Origin of the sequence: Enterococcus florum, assembly GCF_004309355.1 — a bacterium.
GTDB classification, from domain to species: Bacteria; Bacillota; Bacilli; order Lactobacillales; family Enterococcaceae; genus Enterococcus_A; species Enterococcus_A florum.
This window is the reverse complement of sequence record NZ_BJCC01000008.1, coordinates 44,750-62,982: the sequence shown is the minus strand read 5'-3', so window position 1 is coordinate 62,982 and position 18,233 is coordinate 44,750. Positions and strand designations below refer to the sequence as shown.

Annotated in this window: 14 protein-coding genes and 1 tRNA gene; 4 read left to right on the top strand and 11 right to left on the bottom strand. The window is 42.3% G+C overall.

Annotated features, from left to right (window positions below):
- Window positions 1-3 precede the first annotated feature (3 nt).
- Entirely contained in the window at window positions 4-1,509 is a 1,506-nt protein-coding gene (glpK, locus tag NRIC_RS04525; protein WP_146621521.1) for a glycerol kinase GlpK, read from the bottom strand.
- Between the two features lie 22 nt (window positions 1,510-1,531).
- Window positions 1,532-3,349, bottom strand: a complete 1,818-nt coding sequence (gene glpO / locus NRIC_RS04520) for a type 1 glycerol-3-phosphate oxidase (RefSeq protein WP_146621520.1) — start codon at window positions 3,347-3,349, stop codon at window positions 1,532-1,534.
- A gap of 415 nt (window positions 3,350-3,764) precedes the next feature.
- On the opposite strand from glpO, the gene NRIC_RS04515 reads away from it, so the two are divergent.
- Together NRIC_RS04515 and NRIC_RS04510 are read left to right on the top strand one after the other, a co-directional pair.
- Entirely contained in the window at window positions 3,765-4,940 is a 1,176-nt protein-coding gene (locus tag NRIC_RS04515; protein WP_146621519.1) for an AI-2E family transporter, read from the top strand.
- 73 nt (window positions 4,941-5,013) lie between these two features.
- Entirely contained in the window at window positions 5,014-5,193 is a 180-nt protein-coding gene (locus NRIC_RS04510; RefSeq protein WP_146621518.1) for a hypothetical protein, read from the top strand.
- A 97-nt stretch (window positions 5,194-5,290) separates the two neighbouring features.
- Here the strand turns inward: NRIC_RS04510 and trhA are convergent, their stop codons facing one another.
- From trhA to NRIC_RS04495, 3 genes are all read right to left on the bottom strand, one after another.
- Window positions 5,291-5,929 carry a PAQR family membrane homeostasis protein TrhA gene (trhA, locus tag NRIC_RS04505; RefSeq protein ID WP_146621517.1) on the bottom strand — a complete coding sequence of 213 codons (639 nt, stop codon included), beginning with the start codon at window positions 5,927-5,929 and terminating at the stop codon, window positions 5,291-5,293.
- 270 nt (window positions 5,930-6,199) lie between these two features.
- Window positions 6,200-7,090, bottom strand: coding sequence for a DMT family transporter (locus NRIC_RS04500; RefSeq protein WP_146621516.1), 891 nt, complete (start codon window positions 7,088-7,090; stop codon window positions 6,200-6,202).
- On the bottom strand, window positions 7,087-7,914 hold the full coding sequence (locus NRIC_RS04495) for an AraC family ligand binding domain-containing protein (RefSeq protein WP_146621515.1): 828 nt from the start codon (window positions 7,912-7,914) through the stop codon (window positions 7,087-7,089). The genes NRIC_RS04500 and NRIC_RS04495 overlap by 4 nt, the downstream gene beginning before the upstream one ends.
- A gap of 552 nt (window positions 7,915-8,466) precedes the next feature.
- On the opposite strand from NRIC_RS04495, the gene NRIC_RS04490 reads away from it, so the two are divergent.
- Window positions 8,467-9,411: a hypothetical protein gene (locus NRIC_RS04490; protein WP_146621514.1), complete on the top strand. Its 945-nt coding sequence runs from the start codon at window positions 8,467-8,469 to the stop codon at window positions 9,409-9,411.
- Between the two features lie 446 nt (window positions 9,412-9,857).
- Window positions 9,858-10,658, top strand: coding sequence for a YPYG domain-containing protein (locus NRIC_RS04485; RefSeq protein ID WP_146621513.1), 801 nt, complete (start codon window positions 9,858-9,860; stop codon window positions 10,656-10,658).
- 170 nt (window positions 10,659-10,828) lie between these two features.
- Here the strand turns inward: NRIC_RS04485 and NRIC_RS19135 are convergent.
- The 6 genes from NRIC_RS19135 to selA form a co-directional block, all read right to left on the bottom strand.
- Window positions 10,829-10,925: transfer RNA gene (locus tag NRIC_RS19135), tRNA-Sec, on the bottom strand.
- Window positions 10,926-11,066: 141 nt separating this feature from the next.
- Window positions 11,067-13,124, bottom strand: coding sequence for an LTA synthase family protein (locus NRIC_RS04480; protein ID WP_146621512.1), 2,058 nt, complete (start codon window positions 13,122-13,124; stop codon window positions 11,067-11,069).
- A 252-nt stretch (window positions 13,125-13,376) separates the two neighbouring features.
- On the bottom strand, window positions 13,377-15,176 hold the full coding sequence (locus tag NRIC_RS04475) for an FtsX-like permease family protein (protein ID WP_146621511.1): 1,800 nt from the start codon (window positions 15,174-15,176) through the stop codon (window positions 13,377-13,379).
- 13 nt (window positions 15,177-15,189) lie between these two features.
- Entirely contained in the window at window positions 15,190-15,942 is a 753-nt protein-coding gene (locus tag NRIC_RS04470; protein ID WP_146621510.1) for an ABC transporter ATP-binding protein, read from the bottom strand.
- A 1-nt stretch (window position 15,943) separates the two neighbouring features.
- Window positions 15,944-16,309: a YxeA family protein gene (locus tag NRIC_RS04465; protein WP_146621509.1), complete on the bottom strand. Its 366-nt coding sequence runs from the start codon at window positions 16,307-16,309 to the stop codon at window positions 15,944-15,946.
- Between the two features lie 516 nt (window positions 16,310-16,825).
- The gene (gene selA / locus NRIC_RS04460; RefSeq protein ID WP_146621508.1) at window positions 16,826-18,229 is read right to left on the bottom strand and encodes an L-seryl-tRNA(Sec) selenium transferase; all 1,404 of its coding nucleotides are present in this window, start codon (window positions 18,227-18,229) and stop codon (window positions 16,826-16,828) included.
- Between the last annotated feature and the right edge of the window lie 4 nt (window positions 18,230-18,233).

Below are 18,233 nucleotides of genomic sequence, written 5' to 3'. Positions count from 1 at the left end.
CTGCTATTCTTTTGGTTGGTGCTTGTATTGCATAGTTGCTTTTACGGCTTCCTGCCAGCCCTTGTACAGATCATCAGTACGCTCTTGATCCATCTTTGGATCAAAACGAGCACCCTCATCAATAAATTTCTTGATGTCTTCGATGCTCTCCCAATAACCAACAGCCAAGCCAGCCAGGTAGGCTACACCCAATGCAGTGGTTTCCAGGAAGGATGCCCGTTCAACTGGCGTTTGCAAAATGTCTGCCTGGAACTGCATTAACAGATCATTTTTCGAAGCACCGCCGTCTACCCGCAACAATTTGATTTCCTGTCCAGCATCTTTAGACATGGTCTTCACAACGTCAGCAGACTGATACGCTAATGATTCAAGAGTCGCACGAATGAAATGCTCTTTCGTCGTTCCGCGAGTCAATCCGAAGATCGCACCTCGGGCTTCCTGGTCCCAATAAGGTGCACCCAGACCGGTAAAGGCAGGAACCATGTAAACATTGTCGCTGTCTTCCACTCGTTTTGCGTAGTCTTCTGAATCTGGTGCATTCGGGAACATGCGCAAGCCGTCCCGCAGCCACTGAATCGCTGAGCCGGCTACGAAAATACTTCCTTCTAAGGCATACGTGATTTTTCCATCAATGCCGTAGCCAATCGTCGTCAGCAATCCATTGTCAGAAAGAATTGGTTCTTCCCCAGTATTCATCACGATAAATGCACCGGTTCCGTAGGTATTTTTCACCGTACCTTTTTCAAATGCCAGCTGCCCAACTAATGCTGCCTGCTGGTCACCTGCCATCCCTGCGATCGGTACCTTATTGCCATAAAAATGATAGTCTTCAGTATAGCCGTAAATTTCTGAATTTGATTTTACTTCTGGCAGCATCTCTTTTGGAATATCCAACAGGTCTAAAATTTCTTGATCCCATTCGAGATCGTAAATGTTGAACATCATAGTTCTGCTGGCATTGGTGTAATCAGTAACGTGGACGTTTCCGCCTGTCAATTTCCATACCAGCCAAGAATCGATCGTTCCGAACAACAGCTCCCCATTTTTAGCCCGTTCGCGTGACCCTTCGACCTGATCTAAGATCCATTTCACCTTGGTTGCGGAGAAATAAGAATCGATCAATAATCCGGTTTTCTTTTGAATCATTTCCTGATGTCCTTGTTCCTTTAATGCGTCGGCAATACTGTTGGTTTGTTTTGATTGCCAGACGATCGCATGATAGATCGGACGTCCGCCGTCTTTTTCCCAAATCACTGTGGTCTCACGCTGATTGGTGATCCCGATCCCCTCGATTTGGTCCGGCTTGATACTGCCTTCGATCAATGCACCGGCGATTACAGACTGTACGGAGTTCCAGATTTCATTCGCATCATGCTCTACCCAACCCGCTTTTGGAAAATATTGTGTGAATTCTTTTTGTGAGGACGATACTTCTTTCCCGGCTTTATCAAAAATAATTGCACGTGATGAAGTGGTTCCCTGATCGATCGACATAATATAAGATTTCATTGTCTCACTCCTATTTTCGGCTTTAGTTTTTAAGATCCCTTAACTGTGTTTCGGCAATTTGTGCTTCGAGTGTCTCCATGTGCTGCTGCTTTTCCTGTTGATCCCAACCAAGAAAATCAGCCATAGCGTCAACGATTGGCTGTTTGATACGGTCAAGTTCCTCATAGATAAACAAAAGATAGTTGCTGCGTCGTAGCAAATAATCCACAGGTGTCATGATCATTTCTTCTTCCAGGGCATACCGTAAGGCAAGTGACTCTCCATGTGTCAATCCGTCAAAAACAGGTTCCTCTATTTTCTCAAAGACCGCTGGTGCATTTGAGCCGTAAAGGTCAGCAATGTAACGCGCATCCTTTTCACTCAGGCCTTTGTCAATCCCTTTCTTGCGCAGGGCTTCCAGCTCTTCATCGACTTTTTCGGGGTCGAATTTGCCGCCAGAAACTGAATATTTTGCTGAATCAATGACTTTTAATTCTTTGCCTTGGTCCGCATATAACGTTTTCAGCTTTTCCATCGCACCTAGGGCCATCAACCGGTAATCCGTCAACTTCCCGCCAGATAGCGTCAGTAATCCGTCGCTGGCGACTGTTAAATCGCTGCCGCGAGAAACCGCGGAAGGATTATCCTTTGAATCACCGCTGGCGGTTTGAATATTTTGGATCGTCCTCTCTACTGTTTGTCGGCTGATTTCCTGATCCAGATATCCTTTGACCGCATCAATGATTCGTTCAAAACTCTCGTCGTTGATTTTGCCGCTTTTAGCTCCATTATAATCCGAGCCGGCATTATCAGAAATGAGCGGCCGCAATCCTACCCAGCTAGCTTCGATATCCTCCAGTGTCAAGTTGGCGTCCGGGTAACGGGCATTGACGATCTCCAGCAAATAATCCACATCGGACTGATCCACCTTTGGATGAGTAAAATCACCTGTATAGTCCGTATCCGTCGTACCAAAATAGGTTTTGCTTTCCCGAGGGATCACGAAAACCATTCGCCCATCTTCTTTGCCGGTATCAAAATAAGTCGGCTGCGGTACTTGCAATTTCGTGCCGTCAACCACTAGATGAACCCCTTTTGTTGGACGCATGTGCGGCGTATGATCAATCTGCTGGTCTGTTTCCAACACTAGATCAGACCAAGGGCCGCTGGTATTTGCCACAAAATCAGCAGAAATCTCAAAGCTTTGATCTTGGTACAGATCCTTGACCTCTACTCCGTTCGCTTTTCCATTTTCATCATGACGTATTTTAGTCACCTTCAGTCGGCTGACTGCTACTGCGCCATCAGCGACCGCTTGTTTGATATTTTCAATAACCAATCGAGAGTCGTTGTTGCGATAATCTAAATAGACGCCGCCGCCTAACAAGCCTTCTTGCTTCAGCTGCGGTTCTCGTTCCAAGACTTCTTCTTTTGTTAACATATAATTTGCATAAGGGCCACCCTTGATTCCAGCCAGATGATCGTAGAGATCCATCGCGACCTTCACAGAAAATAGATCGAAGGTGGAGCCCGGTTCATCATAGATCGGTAAAATCATCGGATCTGCCTTAGGGATGTGCGGTGCGACCTTTTGAATGACTGCTCGTTCACCAACGGTATCAGACACGACTTCCACATCAAAATTTTTCAAATACCGAATGCCGCCATGAACCAATTTGGTGGAACGTGAGGATGTTCCTTCTGAAAAGTCCTGCATCTCGACCAGCGCCGTAGACAAGCCTGAAGCAGCAGCCTGCAAAGCCAGTCCCGCTCCGGTGATCCCTCCGCCGATAATCAGTAAATCAAATCGTCGGCTTTTCAATTGTTCAACCAATTCAGGGCGCTGTTTCACTGAAAACATAAATTCCCTCCTCTACTGAATGCAACGCGAAAAACTACCCACCTCGTTTCTGTCAATTGACTTCAAATCTCTAATACTATTTCAGTGTAACACAACAAAAAACGCTTTCAAAAGAATATAACTTGTAAATTTTTGTCATTTAAGTTGTACAGTTTTTTGATCTTTCGGTATACTGAAAGGAACAGTAAAAGACCTTGAAAACACATGAAATATCAGCGACTCTTATCCCTTTCTTTATGTTTGACTTCTCTATTCGCAAGAGATTCATTTAAATAAGTTAGAGCAAGATTTTGTTATAGTGAGACTTCTCACTTTCAAATAGCTGTTCCAACCTCTTCAAAGTATATTGTCGAGGCTCATTGATTATCAGGTTTTAAACAAATGAATGATTATTTAGGAAAGGATGGACTCATCCATGCACTCAGAAAAAGATTCCCCGCTGGTACGCTTTCTCGGGGGAAAAACCTCTTACTATGTCTTAGGCTTGATCGCGCTTTCTGCCTTAACGATCTTTATCATGACCAAGGTTTCGTTTATCTTTCGACCCTTTGTCGTTATCTTCTCAACGATCTTGCCGCCATTGATCTTTGCTCTTTTGCTGTATTATTTGATCAATCCGATCGTCGATTTTCTCAGCAGGAAAAAAATCCCCCGCGGAATCAGTATCCTGATCGTCTACGTGGTGGTGATCGGCCTGCTGGTATTGGGAGGCTTCCAACTGTTCCCGACGATCCAGCAGCAGGTTGAAGATCTGGTACGCGACCTGCCGAACTACTTCAACGATTTTCAAGACGGGGTCAAACGCTTTTTAGACAGCACCCCCTTCTCGACACAATCGGATGAGGCTTTAGCGTCCATCGACAGCATCGTGAACCAAGTGACCAGCTATCTGGCAGATAATTGGCAAGACGGAGCAAAGGGTTTAGGCACTTTCTTCTCTGCTGTTTCCAGCATCGCCATCACCTTGTTCACTGGACCGCTGGTTGCCTTTTTCCTAATCAAAAATCCGAAAAAGCTGTACGATTCTTTTCTTGCGATCATTCCGCCGAAGTTTCGTATGGACACCAGAGAGCTGACGAAGATCGCCAACCAGCAATTGGGAGCCTTTTTAAAAGGGCAGATCATCGCATCGCTTCTGCTGGGAGTCATTTATTGGGTGGTTTTCATGCTGATCGGTTTGGACTATGCCTTTGTGATTGCCATGGCTGCCGGGATTCTCAGTATCGTCCCTTATATTGGCGCCTTTTTAGCCTTCTTCCCAGGTCTGTTTATCGCTTTTCAAGCTTCAACTTTTATGGTCATCAAGTTCGTGATTGCCTGGTTTGCCGTTCAATTGCTGCATGGCGACCTCGTTGTGCCACGGGTCATGGGTGATCGTCTAAAGATCCATCCAGTGACCATCCTAGTAGTTTTGCTGGTTATGGGTGATCTATTGGGATTGGTCGGTGTGATATTTGGGATTCCGATCTATTCCATGATCAAGCTGATCGTGGTCTTTGCCTTTCGAAAATTTAAACAGCGCTACAATAAGTTCTTTGCCGAAGAAGGTACGTACGAAAAAACCAACTTCTCGGAAAAAGATTACTTCTAACTTCACAAGCGGCTGGTTTGTTTTTCAAGAACAGAAGTGCTAGGCTTGATTCTTGAAAAGAGGTGTGGAAATCATGGAAAAATTCTTGAATGAAAAACTGATTGAAGCGAAAAAAGAAGTCGAACGTTTAGAAGACCGCCGACAAGAAAATCTTGGCAACTCTATCAACTTTATTGAAAACGAAATTCAAATCCAACGACTTTACGCACAAGCTGAAGCCTATGAAATTGCTTTGAACCACTTGAAAAACTAATTTTTGTAAAAACGATTCGTTCTCTCGATGAGTGGCGGATCGTTTTTTCATACAAAAAAGGATTCCGTTTCTTCAACAGAATCCCATTGTGCGTTGATTAATAAAAATAGACGGCCAAAAACATCAGCAACGCTCCCAGCATCACGAACAAGTGCCAAACGACATGCATGAACTTTCGTTCCTTCATACTGTAAAACAAAGAGCCGATCGAATAGGCGACGCCGCCAGCCACGAGAGTCAGCACCCCCTTGACTCCGATCGTTTGATAAAGGACAGGCAACGCAATCACGACTGCCCACCCCATCACATTGTATAGAATCGTGGACAACTTAGAAACTCGCTTGGCTTTGGTCAAAGTCAGGCTTTTATAGATGACTCCAGCAACTGCAGCGATCCAAATCACTGTCAGCAGTACGATCCCCATCACCCCTTGAATTCGCAACAAACAAAAAGGTGTATAGGTGCCAGCAATCAGTAAAAAGATCGAACAATGATCAAAGACTTGAAACACCTTTCTCGCTTTGGTGAATATCAAGCTATGGTAGAGGGTCGAAGCTAAAAACAACAGGATAAGGGTTATTCCGTACACGATAAAAGAAACGTAATCCAATGCCGTAACAGCCTTTTTCAACAAGAATACAAACCCAACGACACTTAAAATCACGCCAATCCCATGAGTGACTGCATTCAGAACCTCGTTGGTGATCAAATATTTCCGACTAAATTCTCTTTCCATACCTTTCACCTCTCGTACATTTCTTGCTTGTAGCTTAACACCATTTATTAAATAATGCAATCTAGTTACCGAAACTATATTATAAAAGATGGATATTTACTATTTCGTTAAAAAAAGAATCTGAAAACGTTCGCTTCAGCATTCAGCTGAAGTTCGGAATATGCAGACCTTAACTCTTCCAAAGCTTTTCGGTCTCTAGACTTTAACAGTGAATGAATTAATGGTGTCTATTGATCAAACATTGCTTATTTGGGAACAAGGTCTTCCTTTTTACTTGCTCCATGTTGTTTGAGATAACCATAACCCCAGTAAAGTTAAACTAGTCCCCAACACTAGAATCAGGGTCAAAGGTTCTTGCAGGATCAACACCGAAGCTGCAACTGTAACCACTGGAACTAAGTAAATATAAACACTGGTTTTCACTGCACCTAGCAGAGCGACCGCCCTGTTCCACGTCACAAAACAAAGTGCGGAAGCTCCGAACCCTAAAAATAGTATATTTCCAACAGCCGTAAAAGAGGAAAATTGGCTCCCTTTTAAATTAAAATCCAACAAAAAAAGCATGGGGATCATCACTATTATGCCATACAGAAATACTCTGCGTGTCGTTTGGATCGTAGGAAGATTCACCTGACTGATTTTGCGCGTCAGAATTGAATATACCGACCATGCCCCGGCCGCCAGCAAAGCCAACAAATCCCCCATCGGATTGAATTCCACCGTGCTTCCGTTGAAACTAATCAGAGCAACCCCACCGATCGCCGTTAAAAATCCTAGATAAAACGATTTTTTGGGTTTCTCTGCCTCTAAGAAAACTGCCGACAACAGCGCTGTAAAAAAAGGCGCCAGCGTGATAATAATGCCAACATTACTGGCAGTCGTAAACGTTAGGGCAATATTTTCCAGAAGATAATATAATGCAATTCCACTGACCCCTGCTCCGACAAATAACCACTCTGTCTGAACATTCTGCAATCTGAAACGTCTCGGATACAGCAGCAGCAAAGCCAAATACCCAATCACAAACCGCACAAATAAAATCTCAATCGGCGTAAAGCTTCGCAATAAGATTTTCGTGGAAATAAACGTTGTCCCCCAAATCAAAATCGTGACCAATGCCATCAAGTGCCCTGTGGAATTCTTGGTTCGCGGTAAACTCATGGCTGCTCCTCCCGAAAAATCAGTTGGTAAACACCTGGAGTGACCCCAATAAATTTGTTGAAGTAACTGTTCAGATGACTTTGGTCTGAAAATCCTGTTTGAAAAGCCGCCTGTGCAGGCTCAACTCCTTTTTCCAGTAATTTTTTTGCTTCATTGATGCGAATGGTCTCTAAGTAACGATAAGGCGTGATTCCTTTGTGCCGTGTAAAAAGCCGGATCAAGCCAAACTTATTCAGCTTAGCGATCTTGCTTAACTGCTGCAGGGTGATTCGCTCAGCATAATGCTGTTCCAAAAAGTCGCATACCACACGAATTTCCTGCCGCTCCTTCGAATCAATCTGCTTGTCTTCTTTAAAAACCGCGTAGGTGGTAATCAATTGCTCTAAACAAACTAGAAAAGCTTCTTCCTTTTCCAGCTCTGGCCCTGCGGTCATGATCCTGTCGTGAAGGTTCCGAAACATCCCGCCTGCTTCAGCTTGATGCTGTACAGGGACTTGAAACCTAGGCAGCCCTGCATATCCCTTCACTTCATGAAAAGCTTCCGCCATTACCTCCTGCGTGATGTTTAAGCAGCGATACCTTAAACTGCCGCCATCTGTTTGTTCACACTTATGATTATCTAACGGATTAAACGTCATCATATCCCCTGGACCAATCGTGTATTCTTGGTTATTGACGATCAAACGCCGCTGGCCCTCCTCAATCAAGCCGATCACATAATACTCGTGAAAATGATTGGGAAAGACTTGTACGATTCCATTGAATTGATACGCCTCCAGCCGCAACTCTTTGTCATAACGAATCTCTTTTAATTGTTCAAACACTGCACCTGCTCCTTCGTTCCCTGTTTTTTCTATTATAGCGGAGTGAGTGGTGATGTATTGGAGGATATTGACTTTTGGAAGTAGATTTTTTGCTTTAAAGAACAAGGGGTGAAATTTTTCTTCAGAAAAATCCAAATTGGTGAGAAAAATAGAAAAGCCAACCATTCAGCTGAGAAAAGGCTCTAAGTCAAGAATAATTAGCTGTTATACTCATATTGACGGGAATGTGTGGGAATAAAAAAGTATTGATCATAGGTTATAATACTATAACTTTTCCATGAAATAAACAGAATGATTTTGTTTTCATTATACACTATGAAAAATAGCTATTTTTCAAAATGGAGTAAAAATAGTTTGGTAGACGTTGATAAAATTTTTGTTTACCTTTATTTGACATTATCCAAATATACCTTTTTGGCATTCATACTACACTAAAACTTTTCTGATTGTTTTGTGACTTAAATTAGACGTTTTTTTGAATGTCTTTTTTCACATTTTCTTTTGTATGTAATAGAACTAATGATACAATTAAAATAAAAAGGGGTGTTTGCCTTGAAAGGTGAAACAATTTGTTGGTTTTGTGAAGAGCCATTGAAAATGCTAACAACCGTTAAACTAATTGATGATAGAAAGATATGCAATGATTGTCATTCAGAAATTAAGCAGGATTTGAATTTGGGTCTATTTAACTCTAAAAAAATCACTATTGATGATATTATTCAGGGTTATGAAGACTTGGATAGAGACATTGAAGCTGAATTTGAAGAATTGCGTTCAATGAGAGAAGACATCAAGAATACTGGCATTTTTTTACAAGTAGATATAGATATTGCTTCTGGGGCCTCGGCTATCGGAGTTTCTGATAAAGCTACTTTGTTTCAACTCAATGATAATAGAATTGTTCTTAACTTGAAGTATCCCCAATTCTACTATTTATTATCAACTGATTTTGACGGTCCTACTTATAAAACTGTTTTCGACAGCAGTTCATCCGGTACTTCTACTACTGATTCAAGAACTAAAACTAAGAAAAAAGGGAAAACTGGTCGCGTTGCCGCTGGAGCGCTTATAGGTTCCGCTTTATTACCCGGTGTAGGTACTGTTGTCGGTGCTTATGCAGGATCGAAAGGCAAGGATAAAAAGAAGAAAAAAGAGAAATCAAGAACAGATCATGATATTAAAACTACTGAGACAACCCAAGAGATTGAAGTAAAATCTCTTGCTAAAATAGTTTTGTATAGTATTTTTGATGAAAAAACAATTACTCTAACTCTGAATGCCGATACTAAGGATTACAACGAACTACTTTCTTTACAACCACACCAATTAGATGACTTAGAGGATAATGTCAACATAAATGAGAATGAAGATGGGGCTTCGGTTTCAAGGGAAGAAGCAATTTCCAAATTAAAAGAAATCAAAGAGTTAGTAGATTTAGGTATTCTTTCAAACGAAGAATTTGAAGAGAAGAAAAAGTTATACATGAAACATATTTAGATAAATACCCCTCATTCTGAAGTGAGTGAGGGGTTATTCATGCTATTTTGCCTTAGTAGCAACTATCGTGATATAAGCAATCTGATTGAGATCGGTGTGGATATGATTGTCATATCTTACTTAAATACAGCAGATAATACTCCATCGATGTAAAACCAGGCTTTTTCTGTTGCATATTTATCGAATTATTGGGCAATCTTTTACAATCTTGTAGAGGATTTGCCCATTTTTATCCCTACCTCACATTGTTTGAGTCTTCGATGAGGAGAAATTACTTTTTTGAGATATGCTACTGCAATCAATCGCTTACCTTAAAAATATTCTGGTTATTTAGCGACTTAGTTTGGTCGTTCTTTTTGAGCGTCTTTTTATTTTTCACTTTTGTAAGAAAAAAAACTAATGATACAATTGTCTAAAAGATGATCAGGAAGAAAGTTGGTATAAAAATGAAAAAGTGGATGTTATTAATATTGCCCATTGTCATACTTTTTTCGGGTTGTAGTTTTAACGAATCTTTGAACAAAGATGATCTTCGTTCCATAATGGATTATTCAGCAAACGGATTCGCTGAGATTATGTTAGAAACACAAACCAGTGACGAAACAAATGATTACTTCGAAGAGAAAACTAACGATTTGATTGAAGGCATTGAAGAGAATAATGAAAAACTTGATGGTGTTACGACGAATGAAAAATCCTTAAAAGAGGATATCGAGGAATATAACACTATGATAATAAAAGCTCTTCATGATTTCTTGAATAATGACACAGAAAGTGAAGCGTCATTTAAATCTGGGCAAAAGTTAACAGAAATTGTAGACCAATACTTTGATGGAAGATACCCAAAAAAAGTCAACAAACTTTTGGATTACTATGATAACTTTGATAACGAGACCCTTGATAATAATGAAACTCTTACAGATTTTTCAACTTCTCCAGATCTACACGTAGCTGAGCAAGAGACTAGTAATATTACAATAATGTCTGAAATTCCTAGCTCCGAGCAAACATCGATTTTATCAGAATTAGCTCAGCAGCAGTTTAGTCAGGAGTTTCCTTACAAAGGGAGCAAAATTCACTCCGTTTTAGGAATTATTCAAGATTGGACCGTATCCGGAGAACAATGGTATTACAAAGCTGAAGCAACAATTGTCAATGAATCAGGAGCCAAAAGGAATGCCAATGTTGAAATACACATCACCCCTACAAGTGCTAATAGTGGAATAGTGACAATAACTGCATATTAAAAAACAACCTCTCAACCAAAATTTTGAAAAAATAGTTTATCTAAAATTTTAACTCTTAATAAAAGCATACAAACCATAACTAAAAAAACAGCGGGGTCAAAAACAAAAAAGCCAACCATCCAACTTAGAAAAGGCTCTAAGTCAAGGATAATTAGCTGTTATAATCATATTGGCGGGAATGTGTGGGAATCGAACCCACCCAAGAAGCTCTTAACTCCTCATACTGGTTTTGAAGACCAGAGGGCACACCAGAACCCATCCACTCCCGAAACAAAACAATCATATCATTCTTTGAGGGTGAAATCAACTGCTTTTTATAACTAAAATCAAGAGAAAATGCGCTGGCAGAAACAGGGAGAAATGAAGCTTTCTTCAAGGTTTTTCCAGCGCATGTACAATCTTGAAAAATTACTGAGGCGGGTAGAGATCCGTAGTGGTCTGGCCGCCATTTTGAGAGAAAATACTGGTGGATTTTACGCCTTTTTTGGTTTCAAGGGCACTGTTTTTCTCATCCAACTTGTGATAGTCATAATCCTTAGCCTCAACAGGAGTAAAGCCTTGAGGTGTGTAAAAACGCAAAAGGTTTTCCTGGTTCAGTTTGTCAGAAAGCGATAACGCTTTTTTGACCTGCTGCTGGTCCTTTTTGATTTCTTGAGTCAGTGCAGCCGTGGACTCCAGAAGCTGTCCGGTTTGATTATCGTAGGTTTTTCCACCTAATTCTGTAAAGGTTGGCGTAACAAAGTCGCCATTGCGGAATGCGACAGTTTGATCGTGTTGAGGTGAAAAAAGATCTGTACCGAAATGCACGTAAGCTTTGTCATCGATCCCCAGCAGGTGCAGCAGAGTTGGCAGAACGTCAATTTCACCTCCATATTGCGGTTGGATCCCGCCGTTGGTGTATCCGGGAATATGGAACATCAGCGGCACACGCTGCATTTGAGCATCGTCAAACTCACTCCAAGTATTCGGATCTTTGCCTAATGCTTTTGCCAAATCCTTGTTGTTGGTATCAGAAATGCCGAAATGGTCGCCGTAGATCATGATCATGGAGCGATCATACAGTCCAGAGGCTTTTAGATACGTAAAGAATTGCTGCAAGGATTCATCGAGGTAATGCGCGGTGCGGACATAATCATCCACAACATTGTTGCCCGTATTCAATGATGGAAATTCAAAATGTTTATCGTCTGTGTAATATGGAGTGTGGTTGGTTACCGTAATAAATTTGGCGTAAAAAGGCTGCTGCAAATGTTCCAGATGCCCTACCGATTCCTTCAGCATGTCCTTGTCCAAGATTCCATACCCAAGACTTTCATCTTCGGGATCAAAATAAGAACGATCAAAAAAGTTTTGATAGCCGAGGTTTTTATAGACATGATCTCGATTCCAGAAACTACCGACATTGCCGTGGAACACTGCACTGGTGTAGCCGGCTGTTTGATTCAAAATTGCCGGAGCCCCTTGGAAAATATTGTCTGATCCTAATTGCGTAAACAACGACCCCTGCGGCAAACCAAATGTGCCAGTCTCCAGCATGTTTTCCGCGTCGCTGGTTTTGCCTTGGCCGACCTCGTGGAAAAAGTTTTCGAAGGATAAAGTTTGTTTGTCATTGTAGAGACTGTTCAAAAATGGTGTGATCTCCTGCCCGTCGACTTTCATGCCGATTAGAAATTGCTGAAAGCTTTCTAAGTGGATTACTAAGACATTGCGTCCTTTGGCAATCCCGAACATCTTGGGATCAGGAGCAGCATAGTGCTCTTTCGTATAATCGGTCACTTCCTCGAGACCATTGCTGGAGGCGTGTGCTCTCACACTGTTGGCCTGAGCTGACTTGATTCCGTCGTATACTGTAAAGGCATCTAATCCAAGGTATTTCACGATATAAGACCGATCAAAGGTCCGTTGCAGCAGCTGCGGGCGATCTGCTTCACTAGCAGCTAAATTGATCGTAAAGATCAAAATCGACAGTGCTGTCACGGCTACTGCGGCACTTTTTCGAATCGGCTGGCTTTGAACAGTCTTCTTTTTAGTCAAAACATACAACAATCCGACCAGAAAAGCTGCAATGTCCAGCCAATAAAAAACGTCATGCGGACTCATCAAAGCAAAGGAACTGCCAGAGATGCCGTCTGACACCTTCGAAAAGCCCAGTACCGACTTGATCGTTACGAAGTCGGTAAATTCGCGGTAAAACAGAATATTCAAATATAAAATCAGTGTATTGATCGAGTCTACCGCAAATAAAACGACCAATGCGGGTTTAAATTTCTTCACATACAAAAAAAGTCCAAATATCAGCAATGTAGTGGCCAGCGGATTCAGCCACAAAAGAATACGCTGTACGGTCCCCTCCACTCCTAATGAAAAATCAAGCTGGTACGCCAAAATCGTTTTTGCCCAAAACAGGACACTGGCAACGATCAATAAGCACCATCGATTGGAAAAAATCCATTTTGCTCGGTCCAAAGAAACCACTTCTTTCTACTCTAAAATTCTCCGTTATCTACTATAATCCTTTTTCAAAAAAGAACGAGCTTAAAACAGGGATTGTTTAGCAAATTTATAGAATCGTTGAGTTGAGCATCAAAAAACAAGAAAATCTGCGGAAAGTACTGACTTTTCAAATTATTTTTTTGACATAATTTTTACTTTTTTACCATAAAAACTTCACATTTGATGCAGTCTGTCTAAAAATAACAAAACAAAGAATTGGATCTGCTATTTTAAGACCAGTGTGCGGTACATCCAGACTGTCAGTGTATAGTAAAGGAAGTACAGTAAAAAGAAAATGCCAAATGGAATCCATAATTGGTGATATGGACGACTCAACAGACCAGCAAACATCTTAAGCCCAAACAGCACATGGACGGTACCTAATATTGCTGGGGCTAAGAACAAGACGCCGATTTCTTTGGCCATGGATCGACGCAGCAAATTTCTCCTGGCTCCAATCTTATTCAGCATCTCGTAGCGGACAGCATCCTTTTGTGCGCCAGATAGAATTTTAAACATCAAGCAGCTGGCCAGCATAGCTAAGAAAGCCAGTCCCAAAAAGAAACCCATGAATTCAAAGCCGGAAAACAATGTATTGTAGGCCTGATAGGCTGCTGTTTTCTGATTCAATCCAGACATCCCTGCATCGTCTAGAACGGATGGATTGTTTCGTCCATTTTCAGCGGCTAATTGTTTAAGAGGTGTCAATTGAGCGATAAAACGCTTGACCTGAATCAATTGCAGCACCATCTCCTCCTGAGGCAACGCATTGAATTCGGTACGCGACAAGAACTGAATTTCTTTGCCCTTTTGTTCAGGCAACTCAACTTCTCTCAAAGCATCCTGTGCAGTACTATTTTTTGAAAGTTTGGTTCCAGTGAATTTTTTCTTAGTATAGGTGCCTACCTGATGATATTCGTGTCCAATCAAGGGATTCTGGTCAAACTCTTCTTTTACATAATAAACTGATTGCTCGTCTTCTTTCTGATGATAGCGGGCATTGGTGGTGGGCTGCAGCTGATTGATCTTTTGCTGGTCAATTTTCTGGGCATTGTTCAGCACTAGATCATAAGGAGTGACAGCATCGGCCATTTTAGGGATCTCATTGCGAAATCCAATACCGACAGTCAAAGCTCCTAACGCCAGTGCAACCAGCATTGCAATCATCGAAAGCATCCGAGTGTATTCCTGCATTCGAAAGCTTAACTGCGACAACGTAAAGTTATTCAACTGCTTGAAGGCGATCCGGTCGATTTGTTTCAGCAGCGATAATCCAAAAATGATGACGGAATGAAAGAAAAAGTACGTACCAAGAACGATTGTGACGAGCGCGACCCCAATCCCGATCAGTTGAAAGGTTACGATTTGTTTCATCATAAAATAGCCGATACTCAAAAAAATCAGTCCCAGCAGGGTTTCCCCCAGAAGAAAAATGCCTTTGCGTTTGACCTGAACCGGTGTCTGATCTTCTTTTAATAAAATCAGCAACGTTTTTTTCGTGATCGAGGACGCATTCATCACTGCGGTGATCAAGAACAACACTGCAAAAAAGAGCGTGGTGATCAGAAAGGCTTTGCCGCTGACAGGAGCGTAGTGAGTGACCGTCATCCCTAACTGCTCCGTCAATAGGCGATACACCAGTGTCGTCAGACCGATTCCGACTGTCGAACCAAAAAGGGTGGCTAAAAAACCGATAAGAAAGGTTTCGACAAAAATCATTTGAGCAATTTTCTGGGCATTTGCGCCCAGCATCATGAACATGCCATATTCCTTTTGCCGCATGGACATTAAAAAACCATTGGCATAAAGAATGTAGACGAGAGTGATGATCCCTAGCAGGACCGATCCAAAATGAAAAATGATCACGATCGAAGAGATCAAAGAATTGCTCTCTAAAAAGCTCTTATTGCTGGCAATCGACTCAAACATGTAAAAGATCGCCGCGGCTGTCAAAAGGCCGGAGAACAGCACGAGATAGTCTCTCAAGCGGCTTTTGATTCCGTTTAAGGAAAGTTTTACTAACATGGGTATCTCCCTTCTATTGTTCCAAACTGCCGATGGTGGTCAGGATTTCTTGATAAAACGCTTCGCGGTCTTGAGACTCTTTCTGGATTTCCTTGTGAATGACCCCATCTTTGATAAAAAGAATCCGCTGGCAATAGCTGGCCGAAAAGGGGTCATGGGTCACCAGCAAGATCGAGACCGCATCTCGTTGGTTCAAATCTGTCATCGTGTCCAGCAGATCGCGGGCGCTTTTTGAATCCAAAGCACCTGTGGGCTCATCGCCTAATAAAATGGTTGGCTCTGTAACCAATGCTCGCGCCGCTGCGACCCGCTGCTTTTGTCCTCCTGAGATCGCTGCCGGGTAGCTGTTCAAAATCCCTTCAATTGATAGACGCTTGGCAACCTCCTGCACGTTTTTTTTGATTTGTTTGGGTTTCTTACCTTGCAGAGACAAGGGAATCGCGATGTTTTCTGCAGCGGTTAAATTTTCCAACAGATTAAATTCTTGAAAAATAAATCCAATCTCCTGTCCCCGAAAGTCAGCTAACTGGTTGCCCTTTAAATGAGTGATATTTTTGTTATCAATCTGGACAGTGCCCGAGGTGGGTTGATCTAAAGTGGACAAAAGATTTAAGAGCGTTGATTTCCCTGAGCCGGAAGCGCCCATAATTCCTACGAATTCACCTTTTTGAATCCCAAAGGAGATCCCTTTCAAGGCTTCGGTTTTTTTCTCTTTTTTCTTTCCATAGACCTTTGTGACGTTTTCAACAGATACAATCGTTTCCATCCTAATTGGCTCCTTTCAAGGCTTGTCTTGCGGATTGGGGGATTTGATTTTCGGAAACCTCTTCATAAGAAGTTACTCCTTTATTTTTGTTCCAAGTGACTTTTAAAAATGCTTCTTTGCGTAAAGGACGTTCCTTGTTAGAGGTGAAATCCAATTGCTTTTCTGTTCCCTCTTTGTCGTAGCCAGGCAAGACGTATTGATAATCGACAAAGGCTCTCCCCTGGTCGTCTTTTTTTTGTAGCTTTTCTCCATCCATGGTGATTTGCACATAATAGCTGTCTCCCCCCATCACGATCTTATCCACGATTTTTAATCCAGCAATGGCTAAAACGACGACCACCACAAATTCAATCATTACTTTTTTCATTCTTGCTTCTCTCCTCTATGCTTTTTCAGAAGTATACAAGCTTTTTTTTAGGCGCTCCATCGAAGCCGGTGTCACTAAACTAACAATTTTGTCACGTAGAATGGCTGGTAAAGAATTTTTTGCAGATATAGATGGGAGAATGCAGATAAGGTGCAGATAACGAAAAAAATTGATTAATTGGCTAAGATTATTAGGGAGCGTGGGTTTCCTATATCGCGGCTGTCGTGTTCAGACCTCTACGTTCCCCTAGTTATCGATGAGTGGAACAAGCGATCAGTGATTTAAGTGCCTTCGCTTTATGAGGTCTGCAGCATCGTATCGATCATGATGATTTATGTTTTTTTCAGCGAAAGCTGACAAAGGGAATGCGAGTGGGGACGTATTTGTTTTACGGATTTCAAGCAGGTAAACCAATGTAAAGTGAGTGATTCTATTGCAGTATTCGCTCAGTTTTGAGTAATGAAACGGATTTTTTGTAAAGAAAAGAGGCCGTGACATCATCACTGTCACAGCCTCTTATACATCGCTCTTATTTCCAAACTTTTTGCTTATTCCTTCAATGACCAACGTAAATTCTTGCGGATCGATCGTGCGGACATCTAAATAATTCCAGTCATTTTTGATGCGGCTGATGATTGGTGTATCCGCATTTCGCATCGCTTCCTGCAACTCATCAGCGTTCAAAGACCCTTTCAGTGCCACCACATAAGTTGGCAATAAATGTTCAGGGTATGAACCACCACCTACCGCACTGCTGTCTTTTTCAATTTTGACCTCGAGAGTCGTCATCGGCCTGAGCAATTCGGCCAATCGCTCTGCTTTGTTCAAACAATCCTGTTCGGTCTGTGCCAGCATGTTCAGCACCGGCACCTCTTCGATCGCTTGAGCCTCATCCAAGTATAGCTCGAAGGTAGCCTCTAAAGCTGCCAGCGTCATTTTGTCGATTCGCAACGCCCGCAGCAATTGATTTTGTTTCATTTGCTGGATATATTCTTTTTTCCCAACGATCACTCCTGCCTGAGGTCCGCCCAATAGTTTATCGCCGCTGAAGGTCACGATGTCGCAGCCTTGCTCCAGCGCTTCTTTGACTGTCGGCTCATGGGGCAAACCAAAACGACGCATGTCGATGAACAAGCCACTGCCTAGATCATTGATCAAAGGAAGCTGTTTCTGTTGAGCCAGTGCCGCCAATTCCTTTATCGTGACACTTTCGGTGAAACCAACGATCCGATAATTGCTGGTATGAACTTTTAAGATCGCTCCGGTCTCTTCAGTAATCGCCTGTTGATAGTCCTTTAAATGTGTTTTGTTGGTGGTACCAACTTCGACAATGGTTCCGCCGCTGGAGGTGATGACATCTGGAATGCGGAAGGCACCGCCGATTTCCACCAATTCTCCCCGCGAGACCAATACTTCCTTTTTCTGTGTCAAGGTGCTCAACACCAGCAGTACCGCCGCAGCATTGTTGTTCACCACTAACACATCTTCTGCACCCGTCAGTTTTTTGAGGATTGCCACTAAATGGCTGTAACGAGAACCACGCTGTCCGCTTTCCAGATCAAATTCCAAGTTGGAATAATGAAAGCTGATAGCCTCTAATTGTTCTTTGATCCGAGGGCTTAAAGACGATCGGCCAAGATTTGTATGAATCACAGTCCCCGTCCCGTTGATCACTCTGCGCAGGGAAAAAGAGTGTATTGCTAATTTTTGCTGGATCCTCTCGCGCAGTTCTTCTTGTGTCGGCAATTCTTCTCGCTCCTTCGTTAGAACTGCCTGACGAATGTCGGCTAAAACAGTCTGAACAGCCTCTTTGATGGTTGCCCGCGAGTACTGGTCCTCAAGTGTTTTAATAGAAGGTTCCTTCAGCAGCACATCGACTGACGGCAAGTGTGCCAAAATTTGTTGAATGGTGTTCGCCATATTT

What these genes read in the sequence shown, in the direction of transcription:
- glpK (WP_146621521.1), bottom strand. Translation starts at nt 1,509, where the DNA reads ATGAAATCTTATATTATGTCGATCGATCAGGGAACCACTTCATCACGT.
- glpO (WP_146621520.1), bottom strand. Translation starts at nt 3,349, where the DNA reads ATGTTTTCAGTGAAACAGCGCCCTGAATTGGTTGAACAATTGAAAAGC.
- NRIC_RS04515 (WP_146621519.1), top strand. Translation starts at nt 3,765, where the DNA reads ATGCACTCAGAAAAAGATTCCCCGCTGGTACGCTTTCTCGGGGGAAAA.
- NRIC_RS04510 (WP_146621518.1), top strand. Translation starts at nt 5,014, where the DNA reads ATGGAAAAATTCTTGAATGAAAAACTGATTGAAGCGAAAAAAGAAGTC.
- trhA (WP_146621517.1), bottom strand. Translation starts at nt 5,929, where the DNA reads ATGGAAAGAGAATTTAGTCGGAAATATTTGATCACCAACGAGGTTCTG.
- NRIC_RS04500 (WP_146621516.1), bottom strand. Translation starts at nt 7,090, where the DNA reads ATGAGTTTACCGCGAACCAAGAATTCCACAGGGCACTTGATGGCATTG.
- NRIC_RS04485 (WP_146621513.1), top strand. Translation starts at nt 9,858, where the DNA reads ATGAAAAAGTGGATGTTATTAATATTGCCCATTGTCATACTTTTTTCG.
- NRIC_RS04475 (WP_146621511.1), bottom strand. Translation starts at nt 15,176, where the DNA reads ATGTTAGTAAAACTTTCCTTAAACGGAATCAAAAGCCGCTTGAGAGAC.
- NRIC_RS04470 (WP_146621510.1), bottom strand. Translation starts at nt 15,942, where the DNA reads ATGGAAACGATTGTATCTGTTGAAAACGTCACAAAGGTCTATGGAAAG.
- NRIC_RS04465 (WP_146621509.1), bottom strand. Translation starts at nt 16,309, where the DNA reads ATGAAAAAAGTAATGATTGAATTTGTGGTGGTCGTCGTTTTAGCCATT.
- selA (WP_146621508.1), bottom strand. Translation starts at nt 18,229, where the DNA reads ATGGCGAACACCATTCAACAAATTTTGGCACACTTGCCGTCAGTCGAT.